At 51.7% G+C, this 25,211-nt stretch carries 19 protein-coding genes, 1 tRNA gene and 1 pseudogene; 5 read left to right on the top strand and 16 right to left on the bottom strand.

Translation table 11 applies throughout. The features are described 5' to 3' along the window. Window positions 1-93 precede the first annotated feature (93 nt). Together DAI21_RS04030 and DAI21_RS04025 are read right to left on the bottom strand one after the other, a co-directional pair. The gene (locus DAI21_RS04030) at window positions 94-822 is read right to left on the bottom strand and encodes a MerR family transcriptional regulator (protein WP_100778223.1); all 729 of its coding nucleotides are present in this window, start codon (window positions 820-822) and stop codon (window positions 94-96) included. 52 nt (window positions 823-874) lie between these two features. Continuing rightward, on the bottom strand, window positions 875-1,312 hold the full coding sequence (locus DAI21_RS04025) for a hypothetical protein (RefSeq protein WP_107702548.1): 438 nt from the start codon (window positions 1,310-1,312) through the stop codon (window positions 875-877). A gap of 137 nt (window positions 1,313-1,449) precedes the next feature. Here DAI21_RS04025 and DAI21_RS04020 point away from each other — a divergent pair, with 137 nt between their 5' ends. Continuing rightward, the gene (locus DAI21_RS04020; protein ID WP_107702547.1) at window positions 1,450-2,448 is read left to right on the top strand and encodes a class I SAM-dependent methyltransferase; all 999 of its coding nucleotides are present in this window, start codon (window positions 1,450-1,452) and stop codon (window positions 2,446-2,448) included. Window positions 2,449-2,697: 249 nt separating this feature from the next. Here DAI21_RS04020 and DAI21_RS04015 read toward each other — a convergent pair whose 3' ends face one another. The 3 genes from DAI21_RS04015 to DAI21_RS04005 form a co-directional block, all read right to left on the bottom strand. Next, the gene (locus DAI21_RS04015; RefSeq protein ID WP_100778220.1) at window positions 2,698-2,997 is read right to left on the bottom strand and encodes a helix-turn-helix domain-containing protein; all 300 of its coding nucleotides are present in this window, start codon (window positions 2,995-2,997) and stop codon (window positions 2,698-2,700) included. Beyond that, the gene (locus DAI21_RS04010) at window positions 2,994-3,344 is read right to left on the bottom strand and encodes a type II toxin-antitoxin system RelE/ParE family toxin (protein WP_107704215.1); all 351 of its coding nucleotides are present in this window, start codon (window positions 3,342-3,344) and stop codon (window positions 2,994-2,996) included. Before DAI21_RS04010 ends, DAI21_RS04015 begins: the two co-directional genes overlap by 4 nt. A gap of 183 nt (window positions 3,345-3,527) precedes the next feature. Then, window positions 3,528-3,818, bottom strand: coding sequence for a SymE family type I addiction module toxin (locus DAI21_RS04005; protein WP_107702546.1), 291 nt, complete (start codon window positions 3,816-3,818; stop codon window positions 3,528-3,530). 123 nt (window positions 3,819-3,941) lie between these two features. Here DAI21_RS04005 and DAI21_RS04000 point away from each other — a divergent pair, with 123 nt between their 5' ends. Further along, complete coding sequence (locus DAI21_RS04000; RefSeq protein ID WP_107704214.1) at window positions 3,942-4,133, top strand: toxin-antitoxin system HicB family antitoxin; 192 nt, start codon at window positions 3,942-3,944, stop codon at window positions 4,131-4,133. A 13-nt stretch (window positions 4,134-4,146) separates the two neighbouring features. Here the strand turns inward: DAI21_RS04000 and DAI21_RS03995 are convergent, their stop codons facing one another. Beyond that, window positions 4,147-6,873 (bottom strand): SIR2 family protein, encoded by a 2,727-nt coding sequence (locus tag DAI21_RS03995; RefSeq protein WP_159075404.1) that lies wholly within the window; start codon window positions 6,871-6,873, stop codon window positions 4,147-4,149. A gap of 130 nt (window positions 6,874-7,003) precedes the next feature. Next, window positions 7,004-7,098 (bottom strand) — tRNA-Sec (locus DAI21_RS03990). Between the two features lie 281 nt (window positions 7,099-7,379). Between DAI21_RS03990 and DAI21_RS03985 the strand changes: the two genes are divergently transcribed. Beyond that, window positions 7,380-8,774 (top strand): glycoside-pentoside-hexuronide family transporter, encoded by a 1,395-nt coding sequence (locus DAI21_RS03985; protein ID WP_164971811.1) that lies wholly within the window; start codon window positions 7,380-7,382, stop codon window positions 8,772-8,774. A 12-nt stretch (window positions 8,775-8,786) separates the two neighbouring features. Continuing rightward, window positions 8,787-11,108: an alpha-xylosidase gene (gene yicI / locus DAI21_RS03980; protein WP_107702544.1), complete on the top strand. Its 2,322-nt coding sequence runs from the start codon at window positions 8,787-8,789 to the stop codon at window positions 11,106-11,108. A 112-nt stretch (window positions 11,109-11,220) separates the two neighbouring features. On the opposite strand, the gene DAI21_RS03975 is transcribed toward yicI, so the two are convergent. From DAI21_RS03975 to gmk, 7 genes and pseudogenes are all read right to left on the bottom strand, one after another. Next, on the bottom strand, window positions 11,221-12,936 hold the full coding sequence (locus DAI21_RS03975; protein WP_107702543.1) for an AsmA family protein: 1,716 nt from the start codon (window positions 12,934-12,936) through the stop codon (window positions 11,221-11,223). 118 nt (window positions 12,937-13,054) lie between these two features. Beyond that, window positions 13,055-14,448 (bottom strand): annotated as a pseudogene (locus DAI21_RS03970) (NCS2 family protein). A gap of 103 nt (window positions 14,449-14,551) precedes the next feature. After that, on the bottom strand, window positions 14,552-16,633 hold the full coding sequence (gene recG, locus DAI21_RS03965) for an ATP-dependent DNA helicase RecG (protein ID WP_107702542.1): 2,082 nt from the start codon (window positions 16,631-16,633) through the stop codon (window positions 14,552-14,554). 3 nt (window positions 16,634-16,636) lie between these two features. Continuing rightward, window positions 16,637-17,326, bottom strand: a complete 690-nt coding sequence (gene trmH / locus DAI21_RS03960) for a tRNA (guanosine(18)-2'-O)-methyltransferase TrmH (protein WP_107702541.1) — start codon at window positions 17,324-17,326, stop codon at window positions 16,637-16,639. Between the two features lie 4 nt (window positions 17,327-17,330). Next, window positions 17,331-19,442, bottom strand: a complete 2,112-nt coding sequence (gene spoT, locus DAI21_RS03955) for a bifunctional GTP diphosphokinase/guanosine-3',5'-bis pyrophosphate 3'-pyrophosphohydrolase (protein ID WP_107702540.1) — start codon at window positions 19,440-19,442, stop codon at window positions 17,331-17,333. A 19-nt stretch (window positions 19,443-19,461) separates the two neighbouring features. Further along, the gene (gene rpoZ / locus DAI21_RS03950) at window positions 19,462-19,737 is read right to left on the bottom strand and encodes a DNA-directed RNA polymerase subunit omega (RefSeq protein ID WP_032615688.1); all 276 of its coding nucleotides are present in this window, start codon (window positions 19,735-19,737) and stop codon (window positions 19,462-19,464) included. A 54-nt stretch (window positions 19,738-19,791) separates the two neighbouring features. Further along, window positions 19,792-20,415: a guanylate kinase gene (gmk, locus tag DAI21_RS03945; RefSeq protein ID WP_100778209.1), complete on the bottom strand. Its 624-nt coding sequence runs from the start codon at window positions 20,413-20,415 to the stop codon at window positions 19,792-19,794. A 250-nt stretch (window positions 20,416-20,665) separates the two neighbouring features. On the opposite strand from gmk, the gene ligB reads away from it, so the two are divergent. Beyond that, complete coding sequence (gene ligB / locus DAI21_RS03940) at window positions 20,666-22,336, top strand: NAD-dependent DNA ligase LigB (protein WP_107702539.1); 1,671 nt, start codon at window positions 20,666-20,668, stop codon at window positions 22,334-22,336. 59 nt (window positions 22,337-22,395) lie between these two features. Here the strand turns inward: ligB and DAI21_RS03935 are convergent, their stop codons facing one another. Beyond that, window positions 22,396-23,013 (bottom strand): trimeric intracellular cation channel family protein, encoded by a 618-nt coding sequence (locus tag DAI21_RS03935; RefSeq protein WP_100778207.1) that lies wholly within the window; start codon window positions 23,011-23,013, stop codon window positions 22,396-22,398. Window positions 23,014-23,167: 154 nt separating this feature from the next. Next, complete coding sequence (locus DAI21_RS03930; RefSeq protein ID WP_107702538.1) at window positions 23,168-25,108, bottom strand: acyltransferase family protein; 1,941 nt, start codon at window positions 25,106-25,108, stop codon at window positions 23,168-23,170. Window positions 25,109-25,211: the final 103 nt, after the last annotated feature.

The following is a 25,211-nucleotide window of genomic DNA, read 5'->3' as shown; positions in this document are numbered from 1 at the left end:
TTTCCTGTTGAGTGATGAATACAGGAAAACGTTAGCATTATGGCGGCAGGAAAATATTCAATCTTTTGTGATAACTGGCGCGGGAAATAGCCTTTACAGGGTGATGATTTCCAGCGAAATACCCTGTTCCTGCCACTGCGCGATCTGTTTTTTGCGCGCGACGGTTAATTTGCCGGTGGTCACCAGCAGCCATTTGCGGTCCGGGAAAATTTCCGGTGCCAGGGTTGCGGGCGGTATCGGGAGGACGTCGATGCGGTGGCCTTGCCCCGTACGTTTTAGCGCTTCGAGCCAGATTTCACACGGGTCGTTAAGATGCCAGCCGGTGATCAGACAGTTATCGCCCGGCGCGCGTTTATCCCCTTCGAGGCAGAACGACGTGTAGGCAATGATGATGCCGTCGAGGATTTCCCGCAGGGTCATGATCGCCGGGATATTCGCGGAGACCTGGCTGCGCAGCGGGCGCAGGACTTCGGTCACCAGTTCTGGCCGTGGCGATTCGCGGCCTGAGTCGTAAATCAGCTGGCGCAGGGATTCGATTTTCCCCTCTTTCAGACGCTGCAGCATGCTCTCCTGCAGGGTGAGCCAGTTATTGGTGCGCCGTGCGCCAGGCCGCGCCAGCAGCGGTTTCACCTGGCTGACCGGTACGCCTTTTTTCACCCAGTCGAGAATTTTCAGTGCCTGTTGGACGTCGTCATCGCTGTAAAGACGGTGCCCGCCATCGGTGCGAAGCGGTTTCAGCAAACCATAGCGACGCTGCCACGCGCGCAGCGTGGTCGCGGTGATGCCGCAAAGTCGGGCGAATTCGCCGATGGAGTAAGACATGGAGTGCGCCTGATGACCAAGTTAACTCTCAATATACTACGAATTCCGCTCGTTACGAGCACATGTGATTGAACGGCCCCGGCGGGCAGGGGCGCAATATGGCGTGTACGTGGTCCTCTTTGAGCGTGTACATGCCGCCCGAGAACGGGTCTACGACAAGCCAGCCCGGTACGCCGAAGAAAAGGATATTCCCGAAGGTGTACCAGTGGCTGAAGCGGTACTCGAGCGGCATCATCGTCGAGTAATAGCCCTCCTGTTTCAGCGTCAGGGTGTATTCCCGTTTGCCGAAATAACTGCCGTCGGATTTTTTCAACACCACAGATTGCGGCGTTTTGCCGGTGGCGATCAGTTCGCCGTTGCGATCGATGACCGCGTAATATGCCTCCGTCGGGGTGCTGTCGATATACAGCGTCTCTTCGTTGCTGCCGACAATGCTGGCGCAGCCCGTTAGCATCAACGGCAGCAGCAGCCGCCAAACCTGTTTTTTCATCCCGATCGCTCCTTCATGTATAGCGATTCATAGCGGCACAGGTGAGCTGAAAATTAAGGCATATCGTGCATTTTTCGTAGGGCAATGCCGTACCGTTTGCATAGACTTCCGTTTAGGGTCGAACGGGGGGTTACGAGATGAACTGGCACTCTTTTCGCGGTGATGCACCGGCAAATATGACAATTTACAGCGCATCGTTTACTGATATCAGCGATCAATGGCCGATGAAAGACGATGTCACGCGGGAGATTAACGCCCTCAATCTGGCCATGAAAGCCGACCCTGAGCTGCTGCCCCCGCTACTGGAAGAGGGCGAAAACGGCCTGCCGAGGCTGATCCCGCAGCATGTTCATTCCGAGCGAGCGTTCCGCACACGCCCGGCGATGGCGGCCTGGCGCGCGCGGCTGGTGCCCTCCGCGCTGGCGCTGTTTGTGGTGCAAAACCCGCTGGAGGAACGCCTGCCCGAAGGCACGCGGATGGACAGCGAAAGCCGACAGTGGTTTATCCACGCCAACGACGCCATCGGCGTGCGCTCCCGCGCGCAGGTGCTGGGCGCGCTGGTGGAGAAATACATTCACAATGAGCTGGAAAGCGACTGGATAAGCCTGGCGAGTGGCGCGGCGATCCCGGTGCTGGAGGCACTTCGCACGGCAAAACTGGACGGGCAGAAGGTGCATCTCTCGCTGGTGGACGATGACCCCGTCGCCCTGCGCTGGGCAGAAACCATGGCGGCGCAGGAGGGGCTGGTGGTGGGGGAACAGTTGACGTTGCTCAAGCGCCATCTGATTCATCATTTCATCCGCAGTGACGATTTACTGCTCGAGCTGGGTGAACATCAGGCCGAACTGGTCGACGCGCTGGGGATTTTCGAATATTTCAACGACACCGATGCGGTGATTTTCCTGCAACGCGCCGTACGACTGGTGAAACCCGGCGGGGCAGTGATTGTGTCGAATATGCTCACCACCAGCCCGCAAATCGACTTTATTTTGCGCTGCATCGGCTGGGCGCACATCTACCCGCGCACCTTGCAGCAGTTGCAGGATATCCATCTTGCGGCGGGGATACCTGCGGAGAACGTGACGGTGATTGTGCCGAAAGATGGGGTTTATGCGGTGATGGAGATTAGGATTTGATTTGGTGCTTTCTGCATCGTCGGGTGGCGCTTCGCTTATCCGGCCTACATGCGGTAGCCCATTTGCTCGATCGGTTCCCTCTCCCGTTTGGGAGAGAGTTAGGGTGAGGGGGAATTCGCCGCGCTTAACACAATGTGCCTCGGATTGAGCAAACGCGATTACCTCTCTGCTGAACCTGTAAGTAAGACTTACAGGTTGCATTTAGTTCAAATTCGCCTGCAGGGCTGTAGAGCGAAATCCCGATAAACTCTAAATATGAAATGCCACGCGTTTCCCATTCGGCAGTTCTACATCCAGGCTCAGTTTTCCACCCATCGCTTCGATGTAGCGTTTTAGCGTAGCAATTTTCAGTTCATTACCGCGCTGTTCAAGCTGGGTAACTGCGGGTTGGCTGATTCCCATTATTGTCGCCACCGCCTGTTGAGATAGTTTCAGTTCTTCGCGCATCATCTGTAGCCCGGTTTCGAGAATCATCTCGTCAGCCATCTCTTTGATACGCTGCTGGCTTTCAGGCGAACGGGAAGCAATCACGTCATTTAAGGTTTTCAATTTGCTGTCTCCAGGGCTGCCAGATGAATCGAAAATTCTTTATCTGCAATACGGATTAACCGCTTATAAAACATTTTGTCGTTACTCTTGTCACCCGCACAAAGCACGATCGCCTGGCGGACGGGATCGAAAGCAAAGAACGCACGAATAGGACGGCCAGCATAGTGAATTCGTAGCTCTTTCATATTGTTATACCGCGATCCTTTTACGGTATCGGCCCAGGGTCTTGTAAGATGCGGTCCGTAGTTTTGCAGAGTTAATAATTCTGCTAATACTCTTTCCTGTAGCCCTTCTTCTTGCTCATGCAGCCATTGTTCAAATACCTTCCCTACAAGTACCGTCCACATGCAATCGTCCATGATAAGCTGTAGCTTATACCCAGAAGGATATAAGCTGTAATTTATATTTGCAATGGCTGCCTGTAACGGCCATTGCATCTCCGATGAATGATTATGACAGAGACAGGCAACCCACCTGAGAAGGCAAGGGTGATATTGCGAGCCGTCTTCAGGGATATTTCACGGGTGAGATTAATGTTTTTGTAATAATGCCCCTTCAATCCCTTTCAGCTTCGCCTGCGCCTGTTTTAATTCGTCCAGCAACCGCTGTTCCTGCTCGCTGTACGCCACCAGAACAATGCACCCGTCCATGACTTTAACCGTCACCTGATGCCCGGTATCAAACCCGGCGGCGCGCAGCCACTTGCCCGAAAGAATGATGTTCGGCGTGGTTTTGTCGTGAACGTTCGGGCGATATCCCACAATTATCGAGCGCTCAGTTCCGGTGGCGGTAGTGTCTGGGGTAGAATGCGAATCAGCCATAATCAACTCCTTGATAGTTGGTGAGGTTAGACGCTCCTGTTGTGTTCCTGCACAGCGGGGCGTTGCTTAAAGGAGGTTAGGTGGCCTCCTAATGTGATTCAGATTAAATGGATAGGTGGCCCCATGTCAATCATAGCGCGCGAAAAAAAACCAAAAGGCGGCGGACAATCTCCGCAGTTTAAAATGCGTATTGATCCGGCATTGAAGGAGCAATTAGATGCTGTGGCGGCTGAAGAAGGGGTTAGTCTCGCCAGCTGGTTGAAGGAACTGGCGAGAGAGGCGCTCATTAAACGTGGGGAAAAGCCTCGTGGATAGTGATTATCCAAAATTATTCAATTAATTCTAACCCCCTTTTAAGCCTAAAGTTATTTATTAGTTTTTTTATTTCTTCAGCTAACTCTCGAAATATCTTTCTACGAAATATTTTATGTGCATTCTTAAGTCCCAAATAGACAGAATCATACATAGTAGAGTAAGTTTTAGGATCTAAGTTATCAATGTACTCTTTGAAATAAGCCAAATCAACATCCGAGTATTTTTCTATTTTTGTATTTATTTTTTGGATTTTAAATACGATCTTGATGCTTTCATCTAACATGTTGAAATTAATTGATTTTATGAATTTTGATATTATATTTTTAATTTCTGGTGTAGAAGTTTGATACAACGGTATTAATAGTGAGTGGCAATATCCTACCTTGTCATATTCAGAACTCTTTGAGAACATGTTAATTATTTGTTCGACAGTATTTTTATCATTATATTCAATCTTGTGAATTGAACCAAGCAAGAATATTCTATCCACACCAAACCTAGTAAAGCTTAGTTGCTCCTGATACGATAAATTACCAGTTGAGATTTTATGAACAATATCAAAAATTACTTTTTTTAATGTTTCGCTAAATCTATTGAAGTATTCCCCTTTATATAACTTATTATGAATTTTAGTTAAGATATTTGAAAATTCCTTGTAGAATTCATAGCTAAAAGAGTTGTTATTAATTTTGGTTATGCATAATTCTATTGATAATAAAATGCTATTATCATTTTTATCGAGTAATGAAATCATATGAAGGGTTTTGATTATTATATCTTCAGAAATGAATTTTTTATCATTATATTTATTTTCAGAAAGTAAGTTTGGATAAATTACATTCAAAAGCCAATCTAAAGTTTCTTGTTCAAGATGAAGTAATGGACCAGTTTTTCCATGACTGTTAAAAATAATTTTAAACTTGTCTAAATCAACATATTTAATTATTGAAAATATTTGAATCTTTGTTAGTTTTATTGTTTTTTCATTTTTTTGTTTCTCAAGAAATATAAGTATAAGTTTGTGGACTGTGTTATGGAACTCGTTATAAGCGTCAATCATCATTTTATTTTTGATGACAAAATTAATGAGATTCATAAGCATGAATTCTGGTTTTAATTCATCGAGATGAATAGAAAAAAGTGTTGTTTTTTTCTTTCTTGTTCTCTCTATGTTTTTCTCGAGTAATAAATCTACCTTATAATAATATTTATACAGGTAATTAAATGTCAATAATTCATATACAGACTTGCATGATGTTTTAGCCCGATCAGGTAATAGTGAGTAAAGGTTTTTAATGTCTTTTTCTGGAATATTTAAATATTTTTTATTTGAATTAATACCATACTTTAAACGGGCGAGAAGAAAATTTTCATTGAAGGTTGTAATTAATAAATCTGCATAATTTTTGTTCTTGAGAGCTATCGTTGCTGAATTAATAGTGTTGTGATACGAGTTTTCGTATTTTTTATTTAGATAATTAATGTAAGCAACATCCTGCTGAGATGTAATGGGATTATCGATATTATCGTAGCTAAAATTAAGCACATTATTTATCAATAAGTTATGATTATTATCCTGTTCATTAACTATATCCGCAACGGGGAAATATTTGTCATTTCCCAACATAAGTCCTCGAATATCAGCCTTGTATAATATTAAGAAAAATGGATGTAATTCATTTTTGTATGTGCTTGATAAGTTTTCATTTTTTAAAATGTCAATGAACTTTGAATAAACCTCGTTAGTATCATTGTTACCTATTCTATTAGTGATGTTTAAATTTAAATAGCAAAATCCATCATTATCAAAAACTAGATCACTATGAATAAGTTGTTCTTTTAGTTGCTCGGCTAGTATCCACTCAAGGCTGCTTAAATCAGACAACATTGCGCACATATAGTTAATGACTGATATGTCCGATTTAACATGATAAGACAAATTATTTGTTTTTATTTTTTTTAAGAAGCTTAGAGTCCGATTGCTAAAATTATCTTTGAAATGATTTTCTTCGGATTCAGGTATTAAAATTGTTGTTATACCGTAATTAGATAAATATTTATCATGAGTATCATCTTTTTTGAATACAGCTAAGTACATTGGAGGACGCACTGTGGAGTTATTCTGACACCACTTCGTGATTTGCTTTATGTTAATATCACTGTAAGAGTATCCAATAAATAATATTGTATGGTTAGATATAACACTCCTGATATAATTTTCAATTAATGGGAAATTATTACTATAGTTAATATAATCATCTTCTTTAAAGACTATATTGTGTGTACTGAAGTCGCCATGCATTTTCACTAATTTTTTCCTGAAAGGTGCATGAACTAATTCTTTATCGTTTCTAATGACGCTATATGCATAACCATTCTCTTCAATACATTTTTCTATCAAACAATCCCAGTTTGTTGTAATTAGTATTGCTGGGTTGATTTCAAATAGAAGATTATGTATTTCATTATAACTTATATTTTTAGGGAAAAAAGAAGATAGCTTTTTATAATATGCATGCTCGCCAAAATTTAGAAAATAAAGTTGAGCAATTTTAAGGTAGTCAAATTCGTTTTGAATTAGCAAGTCAGCTTGTAATGCATTAATCAAATCTTTCCAATCTGGCATACGGCTATCTTTATTATTAATACTTTTTGATATACCAGCACCAATAAATATTGCAAGCGACTCTTCTCTATTAGCATTTATTATATTATTGATGAACACATCATTTTCTATCATAAAAGCCTTCAGCTGCATTTTCGGGGAGATGTTACTGTTAATATTCCTAAAATTTAGTATTAAATCAAGATGTATAAGTTTGGAAATCGCAAGAAAGATAGTGTTAGGGCTTCGAGAGAGGAAACATAATTGGCGGAAGATCACAGGAGTCGAACCTGCCCGGGAACGCTGGCGTCCCCAACTGGATTTGAAATCCAGCCACCTCACCGGAGATGACGATCTTCCGCGCCTCGATTGCTACATGGAGGCGGTGCGCATTATAGCTACTTTCAGGCATTTACCACATCATTTCGCAGAGTTTTTTCACCCCTGCTTTGACCTGCATTAACCCCTCTTACTTAAATCTTAAGAAAATCCTGAGGTTAGGTTTTTTCTCCAACTTCTACGGCGATCACAAAAGAGAAGAATCGTAACCAGCTAACCAGAAAACAGAATATCCGCTCTCCCGGCGATGGTTTACAACATCTGAAACCGGTCTCAGCGCCCCTACAGCGTCAAGGATAAAGATAATGAGCGAAATATTGTCTGTGAAGGAAAAGATTGGCTATGGCATGGGAGATGCCGCCAGCCACATCATTTTTGATAACGTCATGTTGTATATGATGTTTTTCTATACCGATATTTTCGGTATCCCCGCCGGATTTGTCGGCACCATGTTCCTGCTGGCGCGTGCGCTGGATGCGATTTCCGACCCGTGCATGGGGCTGCTCGCCGACCGCACCCGCAGCCGCTGGGGGAAATTCCGTCCGTGGATTTTGTTCGGTGCAATCCCGTTTGGCATCGTCTGCGTGCTGGCTTACACCACGCCGGATCTTAGCCTGAACGGTAAAATGGTTTATGCCGCCATCACTTACACGCTGCTGACCCTGCTCTATACCGTGGTGAATATCCCTTACTGCGCCCTCGGCGGCGTCATTACTAACGATCCGACGCAGCGCATCTCCCTGCAGTCCTGGCGCTTTGTGCTGGCGACGGCGGGCGGCATGCTCTCCACGGTGCTGATGATGCCGCTGGTGAATCTGATTGGCGGCGAAGACAAAGCCTTTGGCTTCCAGGGCGGGATCGCCGTGCTGTCGGTGGTCGCGTTCCTGATGCTGGCGTTCTGCTTCTTCACCACCAAAGAGCGCATCCAGGTGCCGCCAAGCACCACCTCCATGCGTGAAGATCTGCGCGATATCTGGCAAAACGACCAGTGGCGCATCGTCGGCGTACTCACCATTCTCAACATCCTCGCCGTCTGCGTGCGCGGCGGCGCGATGATGTACTACTGCACCTGGATCATGGGCACGCCGGAAGTGTTCGTTGCGTTCCTTACCACCTACTGCGTCGGTAACCTGATTGGCTCCGCGCTCGCCAAACCCCTCACCGACTGGAAATGCAAAGTCAGTATCTTCTGGTGGACCAACGCCCTGCTGGCTGTGGCGAGCGTAGCGATGTTCTTCGTGCCGATGCATGCCACGCTAATGATGTTCAGCTTTATCTTCGTGATTGGCGTGCTGCACCAGCTGGTGACGCCAATCCAGTGGGTGATGATGTCCGATACCGTCGATTACGGCGAATGGACCAACGGCAAACGCCTGACGGGGATCAGCTTTGCGGGCACGCTGTTTGTGCTGAAGCTGGGCCTGGCGCTGGGTGGCGCGCTGATCGGCTGGATGCTGGCCGGCGGTGGCTACGATGCCGCAGCCAAAACTCAGAACGGCACCACCATCAACATCATTATTGGCCTGTTCACGCTGGCCCCGGCGGCGTGCTATGTGCTGAGTGCCATCGTCGCCAAACGCTATTACACGCTGAAAACCCCGTTCCTGACCAAAATTATGGGCGAGCTGGCGCAAGGCGCGCGCCGCAACCAGCAGGAGTTTGAAACCCTGCCGGTCAGCAAAGAAATGCAGAACTAAGAGGATAAAAGTATGAAAATCAGTGACGGAAACTGGCTAATTCAACCGGGCCTGAACGTGACGTACCCGGTGCAGGTGTTCGACGTGGAGCAGCAGGGCAACGACCTGGTGGTGTACGTTGCGCCCCGCGACGTGCGTGAACGCACCTGGCAGCTCGACACATTGATGTTTACGGTTCGCCTGTTCTCGCCGCAGGAAGGCATTGTCGGTGTACGCATCGAGCACTTCCAGGGCGCGCTGGACAACGGCCCGCACTATCCGCTGAACGTTCTGAAAGACGTGAAAGTACAGATTGAAAACACGGCGGAATTTGCCGAGCTGAAAAGCGGCAATCTGAGCGTGCGCGTTACCAAAGGGGAGTTCTGGGCGCTGGATTTCCTGCGTGATGGCCAGCGTATCACCGGCAGCCAGCTGAAAAATAACGGCTACGTGCAGGATGGCAATACCGACAGCAACTACATGTTCGAGCGCCTGGATTTAGGCGTCGGCGAAGCGGTGTATGGCCTCGGCGAGCGCTTTACTGCGCTGGTGCGTAACGGCCAGACGGTCGAAACCTGGAACCGTGACGGCGGCACCAGCACCGAGCAGTCCTACAAAAATATTCCGTTCTACCTGACAAACCGTGGTTACGGCGTGCTGGTGAACCATCCGGAAAATGTGTCGTTTGAAGTTGGCTCGGAGAAAGTCTCCAAAGTGCAGTTCAGCGTGGCGGGCGAGTATCTGGAATATTTCGTTATCGACGGCCCGACGCCGAAAGAGGTGCTGAACCGCTATACCCAGTTCACCGGTCGCCCGGCGCTGCCGCCTGCATGGTCGTTCGGCCTGTGGCTCACCACCTCGTTCACCACCAACTACGACGAAGCGACGGTGAACAGCTTTATCGACGGCATGGCCGAGCGCGATCTGCCGTTGCACGTCTTCCACTTCGACTGCTTCTGGATGAAAGCCTTCCAGTGGTGTGATTTCGAATGGGACCCGGTGACTTTCTCGGACCCGGAAGGGATGATCCGCCGCCTGAAGGACAAAGGGCTGAAAGTCTGCGTGTGGATCAACCCGTATATCGGCCAGAAATCGCCGGTGTTCAAGGAGCTGAAAGAGAAAGGTTATCTGCTCAAGCGCGCGGATGGCTCCGTATGGCAGTGGGATAAGTGGCAGCCGGGGCTGGCAATTTATGACTTTACCAATCCGGAAGCCTGCCAGTGGTACGCCGATAAGCTGAAAGGGCTGGTTGATATCGGCGTTGACTGCTTCAAGACCGACTTCGGCGAGCGCATCCCGACCGACGTGGTGTGGCATGACGGGTCCGATCCGCAGAAGATGCACAACCACTACGCCTATATCTATAACGAGCTGGTGTGGGACGTGCTGAAAGAGACCGTTGGCGAAGAGGAGGCGGTGCTGTTTGCGCGCTCCGCATCCGTCGGTGCGCAGAAGTTCCCGGTTCACTGGGGCGGCGACTGTTACGCCAATTACGAATCTATGGCGGAAAGCCTGCGCGGTGGGCTGTCGATTGGTCTGTCGGGCTTTGGATTCTGGAGCCACGATATCGGCGGGTTCGAGAACACCGCGCCTGCCCATGTGTACAAACGCTGGTGCGCGTTCGGGCTGTTCTCTAGCCATAGCCGCCTGCACGGCAGCAAATCCTACCGTGTGCCGTGGGCGTACGATGATGAGTCCTGCGATGTGGTGCGCCACTTCACCCAGCTGAAATGCCGGATGATGCCGTATCTGTATCGCCAGGCGGCGCTGGCCCGCGAGGTCGGCACACCGATGTTGCGCGCGATGATGCTCGAATTCCCGGACGATCCGGCGTGTGATTATCTGGACCGTCAGTACATGCTCGGCGACGCGATGATGGTGGCACCGGTGTTTAGCGAAGCGGGTGACGTGCAGTTCTATCTGCCGGAAGGTCGCTGGACACACCTGTGGCATAACGACGAAGTGCAGGGCAGTCGCTGGCATAAACAGCAGCACGACTTCCAGAGTCTGCCGGTGTATGTGCGCGAGAATACCCTGCTGGCGCTCGGCAATAACAGCCAGAAACCGGATTACGCGTGGAACGCAGGCACGGCATTCCAGCTGTTTAGCCTGGCAGACGGTTGCTCGGCGGTGAGCGAACTCCCGGCGGCGGACGGATCGGTCGTGTTTACGCTGACGGCTTCTCGCCAGGGCGATACGGTGACCTTAAAAGGCGAAGGAAACGCCCAGGACTGGTCGGTCTGTTTGCGCAATGTGCAGCAGATCGCGGGTGTCAAAGGCGGTTCACATGCCGGTAGCGAATGGGGTGTGGTGGTGAAAGCGCAGGGGAGTGAAGTGGTGATTCACCTGAAGTGATGTGCCTGAAATGGCCCGGTGGCGCTACGCTTACCGGGCCTACGGTGTCAGCTTTGATTTGCAGGCCGGGTTAAGCATAGATGCCACCCGGCTTTTTTATGCCATTAACATTTCAGGGCTGGGGTGTTACAGATGGCGCGACCGCAGGGCTTGTCGATACCTGGCCACCCGTCATCGTCTGCTGTACTTGCTGTTTATCCATATTCACCGCGTTCAACTTCCCATTTACCGACGGTTTCAGCGGCGCTTTGTCCTGCACGCTGCCGCTGGCGGTCAGCTGGATATTGCCGTCGCCGTTAATTGGCAGTGCAGGCCAGCCCCACTGTTGCAACACATTCACCGGCACGCCGCGCCCCTTCAGGCTAACCGTGGTCTGGCGCTGCGGTAACTGTGATACGGTCGCCGTGGCTTCAAGAATGCCCTTCTCGGTGAAGGCGCTCAGTTCCGTGATATTCACCGTCGACGCGTTGGCCGCCAGCGCCAGTGACGGACGGCGCACGTCCACGCGATTAAAGGTGGCAGCGGCACCGTTCAGGGTCGCATTGCCGCCCCACACGCCCCACTGACGATCTTTCGCCAGCTGGAGGTTGGCACCATATCCGTCGAGAGAGGTGATCTGCCACGGGAAGGCGGGATCGATATCGATCACCAGGTTGCGACTCAGGCCGAATTTTTTCAGGGTTACGCCGTGAAGCCATTCCGGGAGCTGCTCCATCCACAGGGTTTTCCAGTTCGGTGGCAGGGTGTATTCCAGACCGGCCACCGCGACATCGTCCAGTACCAGCGCTTTACCGTTGCGTAGCCAGTTGCCGGAGGTGCGCACCATACCGTCTTCCCAGCGGGAGGTGAACTGGCGCAGCGCCACGCCCTGCGGTGCAAACTCTGCATTCAGAATAGGATCAAAGAGATGCAGCGAGCCGTAGATAAATTCGCTGGCATTCATCGACAAACGTCCGTCCTGACTTTGCCAGTCACCCTGGCTGAGGGTCAGATTGCGCAGGCTTAAATCGAGATCGGTTACGGCCCAGTCCGGCCCTTGCAGGCGGGCATCCGTGACCTCCAGGCGGCCAATCTGCAGCGACGGCAGGGTGGTGATCGGCGCAAAGAAATCCATCAATGATTTGTCGCTTTGCAGGCGAATGTCGTTCAGGCGCAGAGTGTCAATGACCCAGCCGCCGTCGGCATTGCGCCGCGCGGTACCGGTCAGCGAGCCGCGCGCCATATCTGCGCCGATGGTGCTCAGCACCACTTCTTTACCGTTCAGCTCGCCCTGAATCAGCACATTGCTGGTGGGCACGCCGTTGAGCGTCAGCGATCCGGCGCTCATCTGAATTTGCGCTTTTTTGCCCAGCACGCTGCCTGCTTCCGGCTGCCAGGGGCTTACGCCGCCTGTCACTTTTTGCGCGCTCAGATCCCATTCCATATTCGGGCTGTTGAACGCCATGTTGTTCAGCTGCAGGCGGTCGGCCTGGAACGGAAGCGGCGCGGTTTGCGGGGAGAGGTTAAGCGTCCCGTCGTGCAGGGTGATGGTATCCATGTGCAGCGGATCGGTGAGCTGTCGGCTGCTCAGACCAATATCCACTTTTTTCGCGACCAGGGTGGCGGGTTTGCCATCGCGGCCAAAGGTGACATTTTCCAGAATGATGTGCGAAGGGGAAGAAAAACGGTGATCCATCAGGTCGAAATTGAGTTCGTAGTCGGTGTTAACCGTAATCCAGCTGCTCACCTGAGCCGCGCCCCAGCGGGTCTGCACGAGGATATAAAGTGCCAGGATTGCGAGCAGCACCGCAATCAAAATCCAGATCAGCAGCTTTCCAATAAATTTCATGGTCTTCCATCCCATCAAACGCACATAAGGGAGTTATGCACGATTTATGCGCAATCCTCAAGGCAGGAATGGTGTAATTCGGTTTCACGGCAGGCGTGATGCCTGCCGTGACGGGGGATCAGTTCTTTTCTGGCGGGAAGACGAGGTTCAGCACAATCGCCGTGATACCCCTGCGGCGATGCCGGAGGAGAGCAGGTTTTTCACCCAGTCAGGGGCGAACTGCAGGATCAGCGGCTGCTGGGAAACGCCCAGACCGACGGCCAGGGACAGCGCGATAATCATGATGGCACGACGGTTCAGCGGCTCACGCGATACGATGCGCACGCCAGAGGCCGCAATCGTACCGAACATCACAAGCGTTGCGCCGCCCAGCACCGGTTCCGGAATGTGCTGCACAAAGCCACTCACCGCCGGGAACAGGCCGAGCACGATCAGCATCAGCGCCACGACAAAGCCCACGTAGCGGCTGGCGACGCCGGTCAGCTGGATCACGCCATTGTTCTGGCCAAAGCAGGAGTTCGGGAAGGTATTGAATACGGCAGAGACAAACGAGTTCAGACCATTCGCCAGTACGCCGCCTTTCAGGCGTTTCATGTACAGCGGACCAGAGACCGGCTGTTCGGAGACGTCAGACGTCGCGGTGATGTCGCCGATGGTTTCCAGCGAGGTGATCATGAATACCAGCATCAGCGGCAGGAGCAGGCTCCAGTCAATGCCGAGGCCGTAATAGAGCGGTGTCGGCACCATAATCAGCGCGCTATTGGTCGGCGCGGTGTTTTCCGGCAGCATGCCCATCGCCCACGCCACCAGATAACCGGTCGCCATGGCAATCACCAGCGAGGCGACGCGCAGGTACGGGTTACGCTGACGGTTGAGCAAAATAATAATCGCCAGTACTACGCCCGCCAGCAGCAGGTTTTTCGGTGCGCCGAAAGTGTGGTCACTCATCGCCGCATACCCGCCGCCGATAGAGGTCAGGCCCACCTGAATCAGCGACAGACCGATAATCATCACCACCACGCCGGAAACCAGCGGGGTAATGACGCGGCGCGCCAGGTGCAGCACGCGGGAGATGACCATTTCCGTACAACTGGCCAGCATCAGAGTGCCGAAAAGCGCAGCCATCATCGTCGGGACATCGGCCCCGCCGGTTTTCAGCGCTGTGCCACCCATGATCAGCGGGGCAACAAAGTTAAAGCTGGTACCCTGAATCGACAGCAACCCTGAACCGACCGGACCCCAGGCTTTAATCTGGATAATAGACGCCACGCCGGATGCAAACAGCGACATGCTGATGATGTGCTGCGTGTCCTGGGCCGGTAAGCCGAGCGCCTGGCAAATCAGCAGGGCAGGCGTGATAACGGCCACGAACATCGCCAGCAGGTGCTGACACGCGGCGAACAGCGTTTGCGCCAGCGGTGGGCGATCTTCAAGACGGTAGATTAATTCACTATTATGCTGAGCGTGCGCAATCGGTTGCGCATCTTGAGACTCTACGGCGTTAACGGACATCGGCGGCAATCCCACGGGTGAAAAGCGGGCATTTTAGCTGACCGGATGGTAAAAGCAAACGATTGCATTTATAAATTTATTAAATCAGGGCTGAGCATAGTGATCAGGCGTTGGAATAGCGCTCGGTTTCTGGCATCCACCGTTGAATAAGCCCGGCGGCCTGGGCCGGATAACGCTCGTGAATGTGACGGGCAAGGCGCTGGACTTCCGGAATCATCGACTGGTCACGAAGCAGATCGGCCACTTTGAATTCGGCGTTACCGGTCTGGCGTGTGCCCAGCAGTTCGCCGGGGCCGCGGATCTCGAGATCCTTTTGCGCAATCACAAAGCCGTCATTGCTGTCGCGCAGCACCTGGAGTCGCATTTGTGCCGTTTTAGAAAGCGGGGATTTGAAGAGCAGGACGCAGTGGGAAGCCACCGCACCACGGCCAACGCGGCCCCGCAGCTGGTGAAGTTGCGCAAGGCCCAGCCGCTCCGGGTTTTCGATAATCATCAGGCTGGCATTCGGCACATCCACGCCCACTTCGATAACCGTTGTGGCAATCAGTAAATGCAACTCACCCTGTTTGAATGAGTGCATTACGGCCTGTTTTTCAGCGGGTTTCATGCGGCCATGCACCAGCCCAATATTCAGCTCGGGCAGCGCCAGTTTTAGCTCTTCCCACGTTGCTTCTGCGGCCTGTGCTTCCAGCAGGTCGGACTCTTCAATCAATGTACAAACCCAGTACGCCTGACGGCCTTCGTGAGTGCAGGCGTTGCGCACGCGATCGATGATCTCGCTGCGGCGCGTATCCGGAATGGCCACGGTGGTGACCGGCGTTCGGCCGGGTGGCAATTCATCGATCGTCGAGGTATCCAGATCGGCATAGGCGGTCATCGCCAGGGTACGCGGGATAGGCGTGGCGGTCATGATCAACTGATGCGGGTGGAAGCCCTGCTGCAGCCCTTTTTCCCACAAGGCCAGCCGCTGATGTACGCCAAAGCGATGTTGCTCATCGATGATCACCAGCGCAAGGCCGTTAAACTGCACCTGCTCCTGAAAAATGGCGTGGGTACCGACAATCATCTGTACCTGACCGCTGGCGATGGCTTCCTGTTGCGCGAGACGTGCTTTGCCTTTTTGCTTGCCGGCAAGCCAGCCCACTTCCACACCCAACGGCGCAAACCAGCTGCGGAAGTTATTGGCGTGCTGCTCGGCGAGCAGTTCGGTAGGGGCCATCAGCGCCACCTGTTTGCCGTGCGCGATAGCGCGCAGGGCCGCGAGGGCGGCGACCAGCGTTTTACCGGATCCTACGTCACCTTGTACCAGACGCATCATCGGAATATCGAGCGCCATATCGCGTTCGATCTCGGCAGTCACGCGTGCCTGGGCAGTCGTCGGTTTAAAGGGCAGTGAGGCCAGCAGCTTATCTTTTAAATCATCACGGGCAGGCAGAGGTTGTGCGTGAAAACGCTGTGCACCCGCGCGAAGCGCCAGCATGCTCAGGTTATGTGCCAGTAATTCTTCAAGGATAAGCCGCCGCTGCGCCGGGTGTTGTCCATTTTCTAACTCGCTCAGCTGTAAAGACGGCGGTGGACGGTGCAGGGTGCGAATGGCTTCCGGCAGGCTCATCATGCCCTGTGCCAGCTCAGGCGGCAGCAGTTCGGCGATGGCGCAGGTATCAAGCAACTCCAGCGCCTGATCCGTCAGTTTTCGCAGCGTCGCCTGCTTGATACCTTCGGTAGTGGGGTACACCGGCGTCAGCGTCTCCTGCAGTTCAGGCGTACTCAGATCGCCCTGCACACGGTACTCCGGGTGGATCATCTCCGCGCCATATTTCCCGCGCTTGGCTTCGCCATACGCCAGCACCCGTCGTCCGGCGGCCAGGCTGTTTTTCATCGCAGCACTGAAATTGAAAAAACGCATGGTGAGAATGCCGGAGCCGTCGCTGATCTGACAGGTCATCATGCGACGGCCGCCAAAGGTAATAGTGCAGTTCAGGACTTCGCCTTCCACGGTGGCGTAGATGCCGGGCAGCAGATCGCCAATCGCGTAAAGCTGGGTGCGATCTTCGTAACGCAGAGGAAGGTGCAGGAGTAAATCTTGTACAGTGTGCAGGCCAATTTTAGCCAGCTTGTTGCTTTGCGCCGCACCTACGCCCGTTAATGAGCTGAGCGGAACGGCATCAAGCAGGTGGCCGTTCATGGTTTAGCCTGCAAACTGCATGGTGGACCACCATGCGGCATCGGCTTCGATTTCGCCCTGCGCATTGACGTGGGGATAAGGTAATTGCTTCTGTTTAGCCACGCGAGCCAGTACCGGATAGCCGCCTTCAAACAGCAGACGCTGCTGTTCAACTTCAGGTAGCATGCTGTTTTCGCGCTCGTACATCCCGGCGTTCTGACGCTGGCGCTGGGCTTCATACAGAATCAGCGCAGAGGCGACAGAGACATTCAGCGACTGCACCATGCCAATCATCGGGATGATGATGTCCTGATCCGCCAGATCTAACGCTTCTTGCGTGATCCCGGTTTTCTCCTGACCCATCAGAATGCAGGTCGGTCGGGTGTAATCAATGTCGCGAAAATCGACGGCTTTATCGGAAAGGTGGGTCGCCAGGATTTGCATCCCGCTGCTTTTCAGTTGCGTGACAGCATCCGCAATCGTGGGGTGAGTTTTTACCGTCACCCAGCTGTTGCTGCCTGCCGCGCTGGAGGCTATGGTGCGCATATTTTTACCCGGCCAGACTGCGTGAACTTCATGCACGCCAACGGCGTCCGCGGTGCGGACGATGGCGGAGACGTTATGAGGTTTATGGACCTGCTCCATGCAGACCGTCAGATCGGGCTGGCGTCTGGCGAGCATCTCACAGATACGTGCATAACGTTCTGAATTCATTAGCCTAGTTTCGGTTACGGGTGACTTTAATGACGTCCGGCATCACGCGGATTTTGCGCATGATATTCGCCAGATGCACACGATCGCGCGCGGTCAGACGAATAAAGGCGCTGTAAACGCGGCCATCTTTTTCTTCCGTATTCAGGCTCTGAATGTTGGAAGATGCCGTGTTGATCGCCGCCGTCAGGTTTGCCAGCGCGCCCTGGTGGTTGAACATATCGACCTTAATTTCGGTGATAAATTCCTGCTCGGTCTCTTTATCCCACTCAACGGCCATGAACTTCTCTGGCTCTTTTTGATAGCCACGGATGTTACGGCAGGACTCGTGATGGATAACCAGACCTTTACCTGGGCTGACGTGGGCGATGATTGGGTCGCCAGGAATCGGTCGGCAGCATTTAGCGAAGGTGATAAGCACCCCATCCGCACCTTTGATCGGCAGATGACCGTGCCCCTGCGTGGTCGGCTGCACAGCGGAGGCTTCGCCCTGCTGGAGGTTCTTCGCCACGACAACGCTCATTGCATTACCCAGGCCGATTTCTGCCAGCAGATCGTCAAGCGAGGCGAGCTTCATGCGCTCCAGCTCTCGCTGAATGTTCTCTGGCGGAATTTCGGCCAGCTTGCGGCTGCCACCCAACGCATGGTTGAGCAGGCGACGGCCCAGGCTAACGGAGTCGTCACGTTTCAAGTTTTTCAGCAGCTGACGGATCTTCGCGCGTGCTTTCGAACTGACGACGAAGTTAAGCCAGGCGGCATTTGGGCGAGCGCCCGGTGCAGTAATAATTTCGACGGTCTGACCGCTGGTAAGCGGCTGAGACAGCGGATACGGCTGTCTGTCGACACGTGCGCCCACGCAGGCATGACCGATATCGGTATGTACCGCATAAGCGAAGTCGACCGGCGTTGCGCCAGCAGGCAGCTCCACAATGCGCCCTTCTGGCGTGAAAACGTAAATCTCATCCGGGAAGAGATCGGATTTAACGCTCTCGATAAATTCAAACGAACTACCGGCGCTCTGCTGAAGTTCCAGCAGGCTTTGCATCCAGCGCTGGGCGCGGATTTGCGCGGTGGTACTCGTTTCACCGTGCTCTTTATAAGCCCAGTGCGCAGCAACACCCATTTCCGCCATCTGGTCCATGTCTTCGGTACGGATTTGTACCTCAACAGGTACGCCGTGCGGCCCGATCATCGAGGTGTGCAAAGATTGATAGCCGTTCGCTTTTGGAATAGCAATATAGTCTTTAACGCGCCCCGGACGCGGTTTGTAGAGGCTGTGCATCTGACCAAGTACGCGGTAGCAAGTGTCAGAATCATGGACGATGACGCGGAACGCGTAGATGTCCATGATCGAGTGAAAACGCTGCTCTTTCAGCACCATTTTGCAGTAGATGGAGTACAAATGCTTTTCGCGGCCGCTGACGCGACACGGAATTCCCGCTTCCTGCAAACGCCCTTCGATTTCAGAGAGGATCTTCTGAATCATCTCTTTACGGTTGCCGCGCGCGGCTTTTACCACCTCTTTAATCACGCGATAGCGGTTTGGGTACAACGCTTCAAAACCCAGCTCTTCAAGCTCAGTTTTAATGTGATGGATACCTAAACGGTGCGCCAGCGGGCTATAAATTTCGAGGGTTTCACGGGCGATGCGGCGACGTTTATCGGGGCGTAATGAGCCCAGCGTGCGCATATTGTGAGTACGGTCAGCGAGTTTGATGAGAATGACGCGGATATCCTGCACCATCGCCATAATCATCTTGCGAAAGTTTTCGGCTTGCGCCTCTTTCTTATCGCGGAATTTCAGCTTATCAAGCTTAGAGACCCCTTCCACCAGTTCGGCAACGCTTTTACCAAACAGCTGTTCCATATCCTGGTAGGTGGCGGGGGTATCTTCGATCACGTCATGCAGCAGCGCGGCCATCAGCGTTTCATAGTCGAGTTTCATCTCGGCCAGAATACAGGCCACCGCTACCGGGTGCGTGATATAGGGTTCACCGCTTGAACGTGTTTGGCCCTCGTGAGCGTCACGTGCAACGAGATACGCCTGCTGAAGACGCTTAATCTGGTCTTCAGGCAGGTAGGTTTGAATCAGTTGATTCAGGCTTTCAAACAGATACAAGGGCGACCCGCAGGTTTAATTAACGACGGCCTTCAGCAATGGCGGTTACGGCCTGCAGTTCTGCGGCTTCCTGCTCTTGCTGCTCCTGGCGCTCACGTACGTCGAGGATCTGGTTGTTGATCAGACCTTCTTCGATTTCGCGCAGTGCGATCACGGTGGTTTTATCGTTTTCTTCTGGTACCAGTGGATCTTTGCCGCCGGACTGCATCTGACGAGCGCGACGCGCGGCGACCAGTACCAGGTCAAAACGGTTACCAATTTTCTCTACAGCGTCCTGAACAGTTACGCGTGCCATACTTAAAATGCTCCACAGATGAAGAAATGACTGGGCATGATACTGAATGTGGGTTCAGTCTGCCAACAGTTTGGTGATTAATGCGTCATGTCGCTGCTTCTGGCGGCTCATACGCAGACGTTCTGCGCGAATAATGGTTTTCAGATCGCCCAGGGCAGTATCAAAATCATCGTTCACAATAAGGTAATCATATTCGGCGTAATGGCTCATTTCTGCAACTGCCTGCGCCATACGTTTTGCGATAACTTCTTCGCTGTCCTGGCCGCGGCCACGCAGGCGACGGTCAAGCTCATCTTTCGACGGCGGCAGAATAAAGATGCTCCGCGCTTGCGGCATCTTCGCACGAATTTGCTGTGCGCCCTGCCAGTCGATATCCAGGAACACATTGACGCCGGTTGCCAGGACCTGCTCGATGGTTTCACGGGATGTCCCGTAGAAATTTCCGAATACTTCAGCGTGTTCAAGGAACGCGTCTCTGCCAATCATCGTTCTGAATTCATCGTGATTCACAAAGAAATAGTGTTCACCGTGCACTTCACCCGGACGCGGTGCCCGCGTGGTGTGAGAAACCGAAACTTGCGTATCGTACAACGGTTGGGTTTTTAACAGCGCCTGAATCAGGCTGGATTTACCCGCGCCACTAGGGGCAGAAACAATATAAAGCGTGCCTTGAGCCATGAGAGTCTTTTGTATGTGTTAGCGAAGAAGTCCTACATACGGGCTTATTATACACGTCACTGCTCTGTGACGTAGTCTTTGTCACACTTTTTCCTCGTGATTGTTGATTTTTGCGTACCGTTTTCCGGTTTTACCCGCCGTTTGCTGCAACCAGAACATAACGCGGAAGCGGGCTCGTAAATCGTGGTTTTGCCGCTAGCCAGGTTAAAACAGCAGGGTTATACCTTGCGCAAAACAGGGAGGTATCGCGATGTGGAAATGGGCTGGAATGGTGTTGATGCTGTGGAATAGCTGGGTGATGGCGGTTTGTCCCGCCTGGTCGCATGCAAAAGCAGATCAGGAACTGGCAAAACTGAGTGCGCAGATCGCCCGCTGGAGTGAGGCGTACTGGCAGGAGGGGAAAAGCGAGGTCAGCGATGAGGTTTACGATCAGCTTAGTGCGCGGCTCGCGCAATGGCGCTTTTGCTTCAACAACGAACCCACTTCCGATGATATCCCACCTGCCAGTGGGACGGTGAAACATCCTATTGCGCATACGGGTGTGCATAAGGTTGTGGGCATAAATGAGTTACGCCAGTGGATGAAAGCGCACCACGATTTGTGGGTGCAGCCGAAAGTGGATGGTGTGGCGGTGACGCTGGTCTATCGCAAGGGCAAGTTAGTGCAGGCCATTAGTCGTGGCGACGGAATGAAAGGAGAGGACTGGACGGCGCAGGTGCAAAAAATACCGTCGATTCCGTTAACTCTGCAGGGAGCGTTGGCGGACAGTGTTTTGCAGGGCGAACTGTTTTTACGCAGCGAAGGGCATATCCAGCAGCAAAAAGGGGGAATGAATGCGCGCGCTAAAGTCGCTGGCATGATGATGCGCCAGAATGGCAAGCCGGCGCTGGATAATATCGGCGTTTTTATCTGGGCCTGGCCCGATGGCCCCTCTTCAATGCCGCAGCGTGTCGCTGAACTGGCGAAAGCGGGTTTTCCCCTGACCTGGCGTTATACGCGCGCAGTTCGAACCGTGGAAGAAGTGGAGCAAAACAAAACCGAATGGCTGACATCCGTTTTGCCCTTTGCCACGGACGGCATTGTGGTGCGCTCCGCAATTGAACCTGCGGGTGAGCACTGGCAGCCTGGAGCAGGAGACTGGGTCGTCGCATGGAAGTATTCGCCGGTCTCACAGCTTGCCGAGGTTAAAGCCATTCAGTTTGCCGTTGGGCGAACGGGCAAGATCTCTGTTGTCGCCTCTCTTGAGCCTGTGCAGCTGGATGACAAACGGGTACAGCGAGTGAGTCTCGGTTCCGTAGGGCGCTGGCGGACGCTTGATATCGCGCCTGGCGATCAGGTACTGGTGAGTCTGGCGGGGCAGGGCATACCCCGGCTGGATAAGGTTGTGTGGCGGGGTGTGGACCGCGTGAAACCGACGCCACCGTCCCCGCATTTTAGCCCCCTGACCTGCTTTTATGCGTCGCCAGAATGTCTGGAACAGTTTTTTGCCCGTTTAGTCTGGCTGAGTTCGAAGCAAATGCTCGATATCGAAGGACTGGGTGAGTCAGGCTGGCGGCTATTACATCAGGCTCATCATTTCGAACATATTTTCTCCTGGCTGTCGCTGACTCAGGAGCAGCTCCAGAATACGCCAGGCTTAAATGCTTCGCGAGGATTGCAGCTATGGCATCGTTTTGAGCGGGTACGTCATCAGCCTTTTATGCGATGGATTGGTGCGCTAAGTGTGCCGCTGCCGCAAGCTGCAGCAAAAGCGCTGACAGAACATTCATGGCAGCAATTACGCGACAAAGAGGCGGTGAGCTGGCGCCTGCTTCCCGGTATCGGCCCCGAGAAAGCGCGAAAGCTGGTCGAGCTTTTTCACGATCCAGCTATCGCGACTATGGCAGTCTGGTTGCGAACGCAAGGCATCCAGGGGTTTTAGAGCGAACCTGTTATAGAGATATGCAGCGATTTTACCATTCGTTGCCCATTGCAAAGAACTCAATGCGCATCGTGCTTGTAATGAAAAACAGGAAGCCCCAATTTTAAGCGCAGCGCCAGCATACGTGCGGTAAAACCGAATAGGAGGGTGGCGATAACGACGACATCATGGCTCGACACGTAATGCTGCAGGGCGATATACAAGACGGCGGAAGCAAACGAAATACCCGCGTAAAGCTCTTTCTGGAACACCAGGGGAATGCGTTTACAGAACATATCGCGTAAAACACCGCCAAACACACCCGTCACAACGGCAGCGATGGTAGCGATAATTGGCCCCTCGCCCATATCCAGCGCAATTTGCGCACCGATAATGGAAAACACAATCAGCCCTAAAGCATCCAGGACCAAAAACAGACGTCGCAGGTGTGGCATTACGGGAGCGACAATTGTGGTCAGCACCGCGGCGACGGCAACGATAACGACATATTCAGGATGTTTAACCCAGCCGAGCGGATAGTGTCCTAGCAGGATATCGCGGACAGAACCTCCGCCCAGAGCCGTTGCGGTGGCAATAATGATTACCCCAAAGGTATCCATACGTCGGCGCCCTGCCGCGAGAGCGCCGGTCATGGCTTCAGCGGTGATGCCGATCAGATAAAGAATGTGTAGCAGCATGAGTCCCCCAAAAATGAGGGAATCAGGGTAGCGTTTTGTGGCGCTGCTCACGATTTAGTTTTTCTTGTCTGAATGGTGCAGCGATACTTTTTCTAATTAATGAATCCTTATAAGGATGGTTCTCTGGCGAAAATCTCGATTTTTATCATTAGTTTTATTCATGGGTGTTACGGCTAAACATCGACTCAAACATAGGGACCAGGTTTTTATTGCCCGTTTCGCTGAGGTGGTTGTCATCGAAGTACCATGGCACCAGATTTTTACTTCCCATGCATCGTCCCTCGGTACACATATAGGGGCTAGGATCCAGTAATTTGACACCGCACTGTGCCGCTGCCTGATTTTGAGCCTGAATCATAATTTGGCTGTGGTGCTGGTATGATGAAAGCGATACTGAAATATCATTCGCATCACCACGGGTCATCAGATTATGTGAAAGTGTTCGTGGAACATTCGTATCCATATCAGGGATTGGTTTCACAAGATAGACGGGATGCTGACGATTAAGGGAGCACGCCATATCGATAATCGACTTAGTGTACTGACGAATAAAAGCATCATCAGTGTCAGTTTTCACTGTAAATTTCACGAGTCGACTTTCAGCATAATGGGTCAAACGGTTGACGATGACCACTGGGACATTTGCAGGATATGTCTGTAGTCGTTTTTCAAGATCCCGGTTAAATTTACCGCATCCGTCATATTCCACCCGTTCAGCATTTGCGAGCGTCGGGCATCCTGAGTAGGTGATCCCAATAACCGAGCCTCGGTTTTGGGCTGCTGCGGCAAGGGCCGTTGCAGTAGCCTCTGCATGGCTGTCACCCACGATGATGGCAGCCAGATTCCCGGAACCATACACACTTAGGTGTGTTTTTCGATCAGGAGCAAAGTTTTTGTTATTTGCTTCGAGTGCAATGCGATTCACCAGTGGATCGGGCTGGCTCACCACGATATCGTTTTTAACCAGATAACTGAACTGCCATACTGCGCCAATACAGGCGAACAGCGTTAACCAAAATGCTTTCGGAGATTGCTTGCTGAGTGCATTTTTGCTGGGTTTTTCAATTAATATCCAGGATAACCATCCTGCGACAAAGGAAAGTGCAATGGCACTTATTATCCATACACTATTATGTTGCTGACCCGCATAAACTAAATACACTGCAATTGGCCAATGCCATAAATAGATGGAATAGGAACTTAACCCAAGCCAGCGAAAGTTTTGATCAATTGGGCGGACTAATTGCGAGTGGTTACTATAAATTACTAGCATTGTCCCTACGACTGGGAACAATGTCTCTCCACTTGGCCATGCATGTTCAGCACCGATAATCCAAATGGACAGGAGAATAGTTACATAGCCTGTTATCGCAGTAGCAGAACGCAGAGACTGTGGTAGCGTATAACGTTTTGCAGCATACCAAACTAGGCCGCCGCAAAGCATCTCCCAGGCACGATAGGGCATGAGGTAAAAGCGGGTAGCTGAATTGACTGAAGGGCTGAATATTCCAACAAAAAACGAGCATAACGCGAGCAGTAAAAGGCATATCCCGGGATCGACCTTCTTTCTGAGCGGGTATAGAGCCATCATAATAAATGGAAGTACCAGATAAAACTGCCACTCGACCGACAATGACCAGGTATGTAAGAACCAATTTTCGTGTGAGTCCGTAGCGAAGTAATCACCAGACTCTTTTTTTAATTTTAAATTTGAAATTAATAATGCCGTATAGCCGACATAATTACCCAGCTTTTGATATTCATTTGTGGGTAGCCAGAAAAATGTTGCTAAAGATAATATAACGCACAAAACTAATAGTGCGGGAATGATTCTTTTGAAGCGTGCAGCATAAAATTGAATAATATTAAAGGATTGTCGCTCCAGACCTGTGGCGATAATCTTTGTCATCAGAAAACCAGATATTACAAAAAAGATATCTACACCAGCAAAGCCGCCAGGAAGCAGGTCTGGCGCAAAGTGATAAAACACGACAGAGAGTATGGCAATTCCGCGGAGCAGGTTGATATCCTGGCGGAAATCGAGGTCAACTGTGAGGGGTCTTGTTTCCTCAATTGATAAGTTGATGTTTGCCATGCTCTTTCCTTGATTTCGCGATAGGTGCTATTGAATGCGGCGACGAGTGTATCAAAAGAAGTAAAGAAATTCTTGTATTCCGCTGCTCAGGGAGATATCCGAT

The organism is Lelliottia sp. WB101, assembly GCF_003051885.1.
Taxonomy (GTDB): domain Bacteria; phylum Pseudomonadota; class Gammaproteobacteria; order Enterobacterales; family Enterobacteriaceae; genus Enterobacter; species Enterobacter nimipressuralis.
Note: the sequence above shows the minus strand (reverse complement) of the source record. Positions and strands in the feature narration are given on the sequence as shown.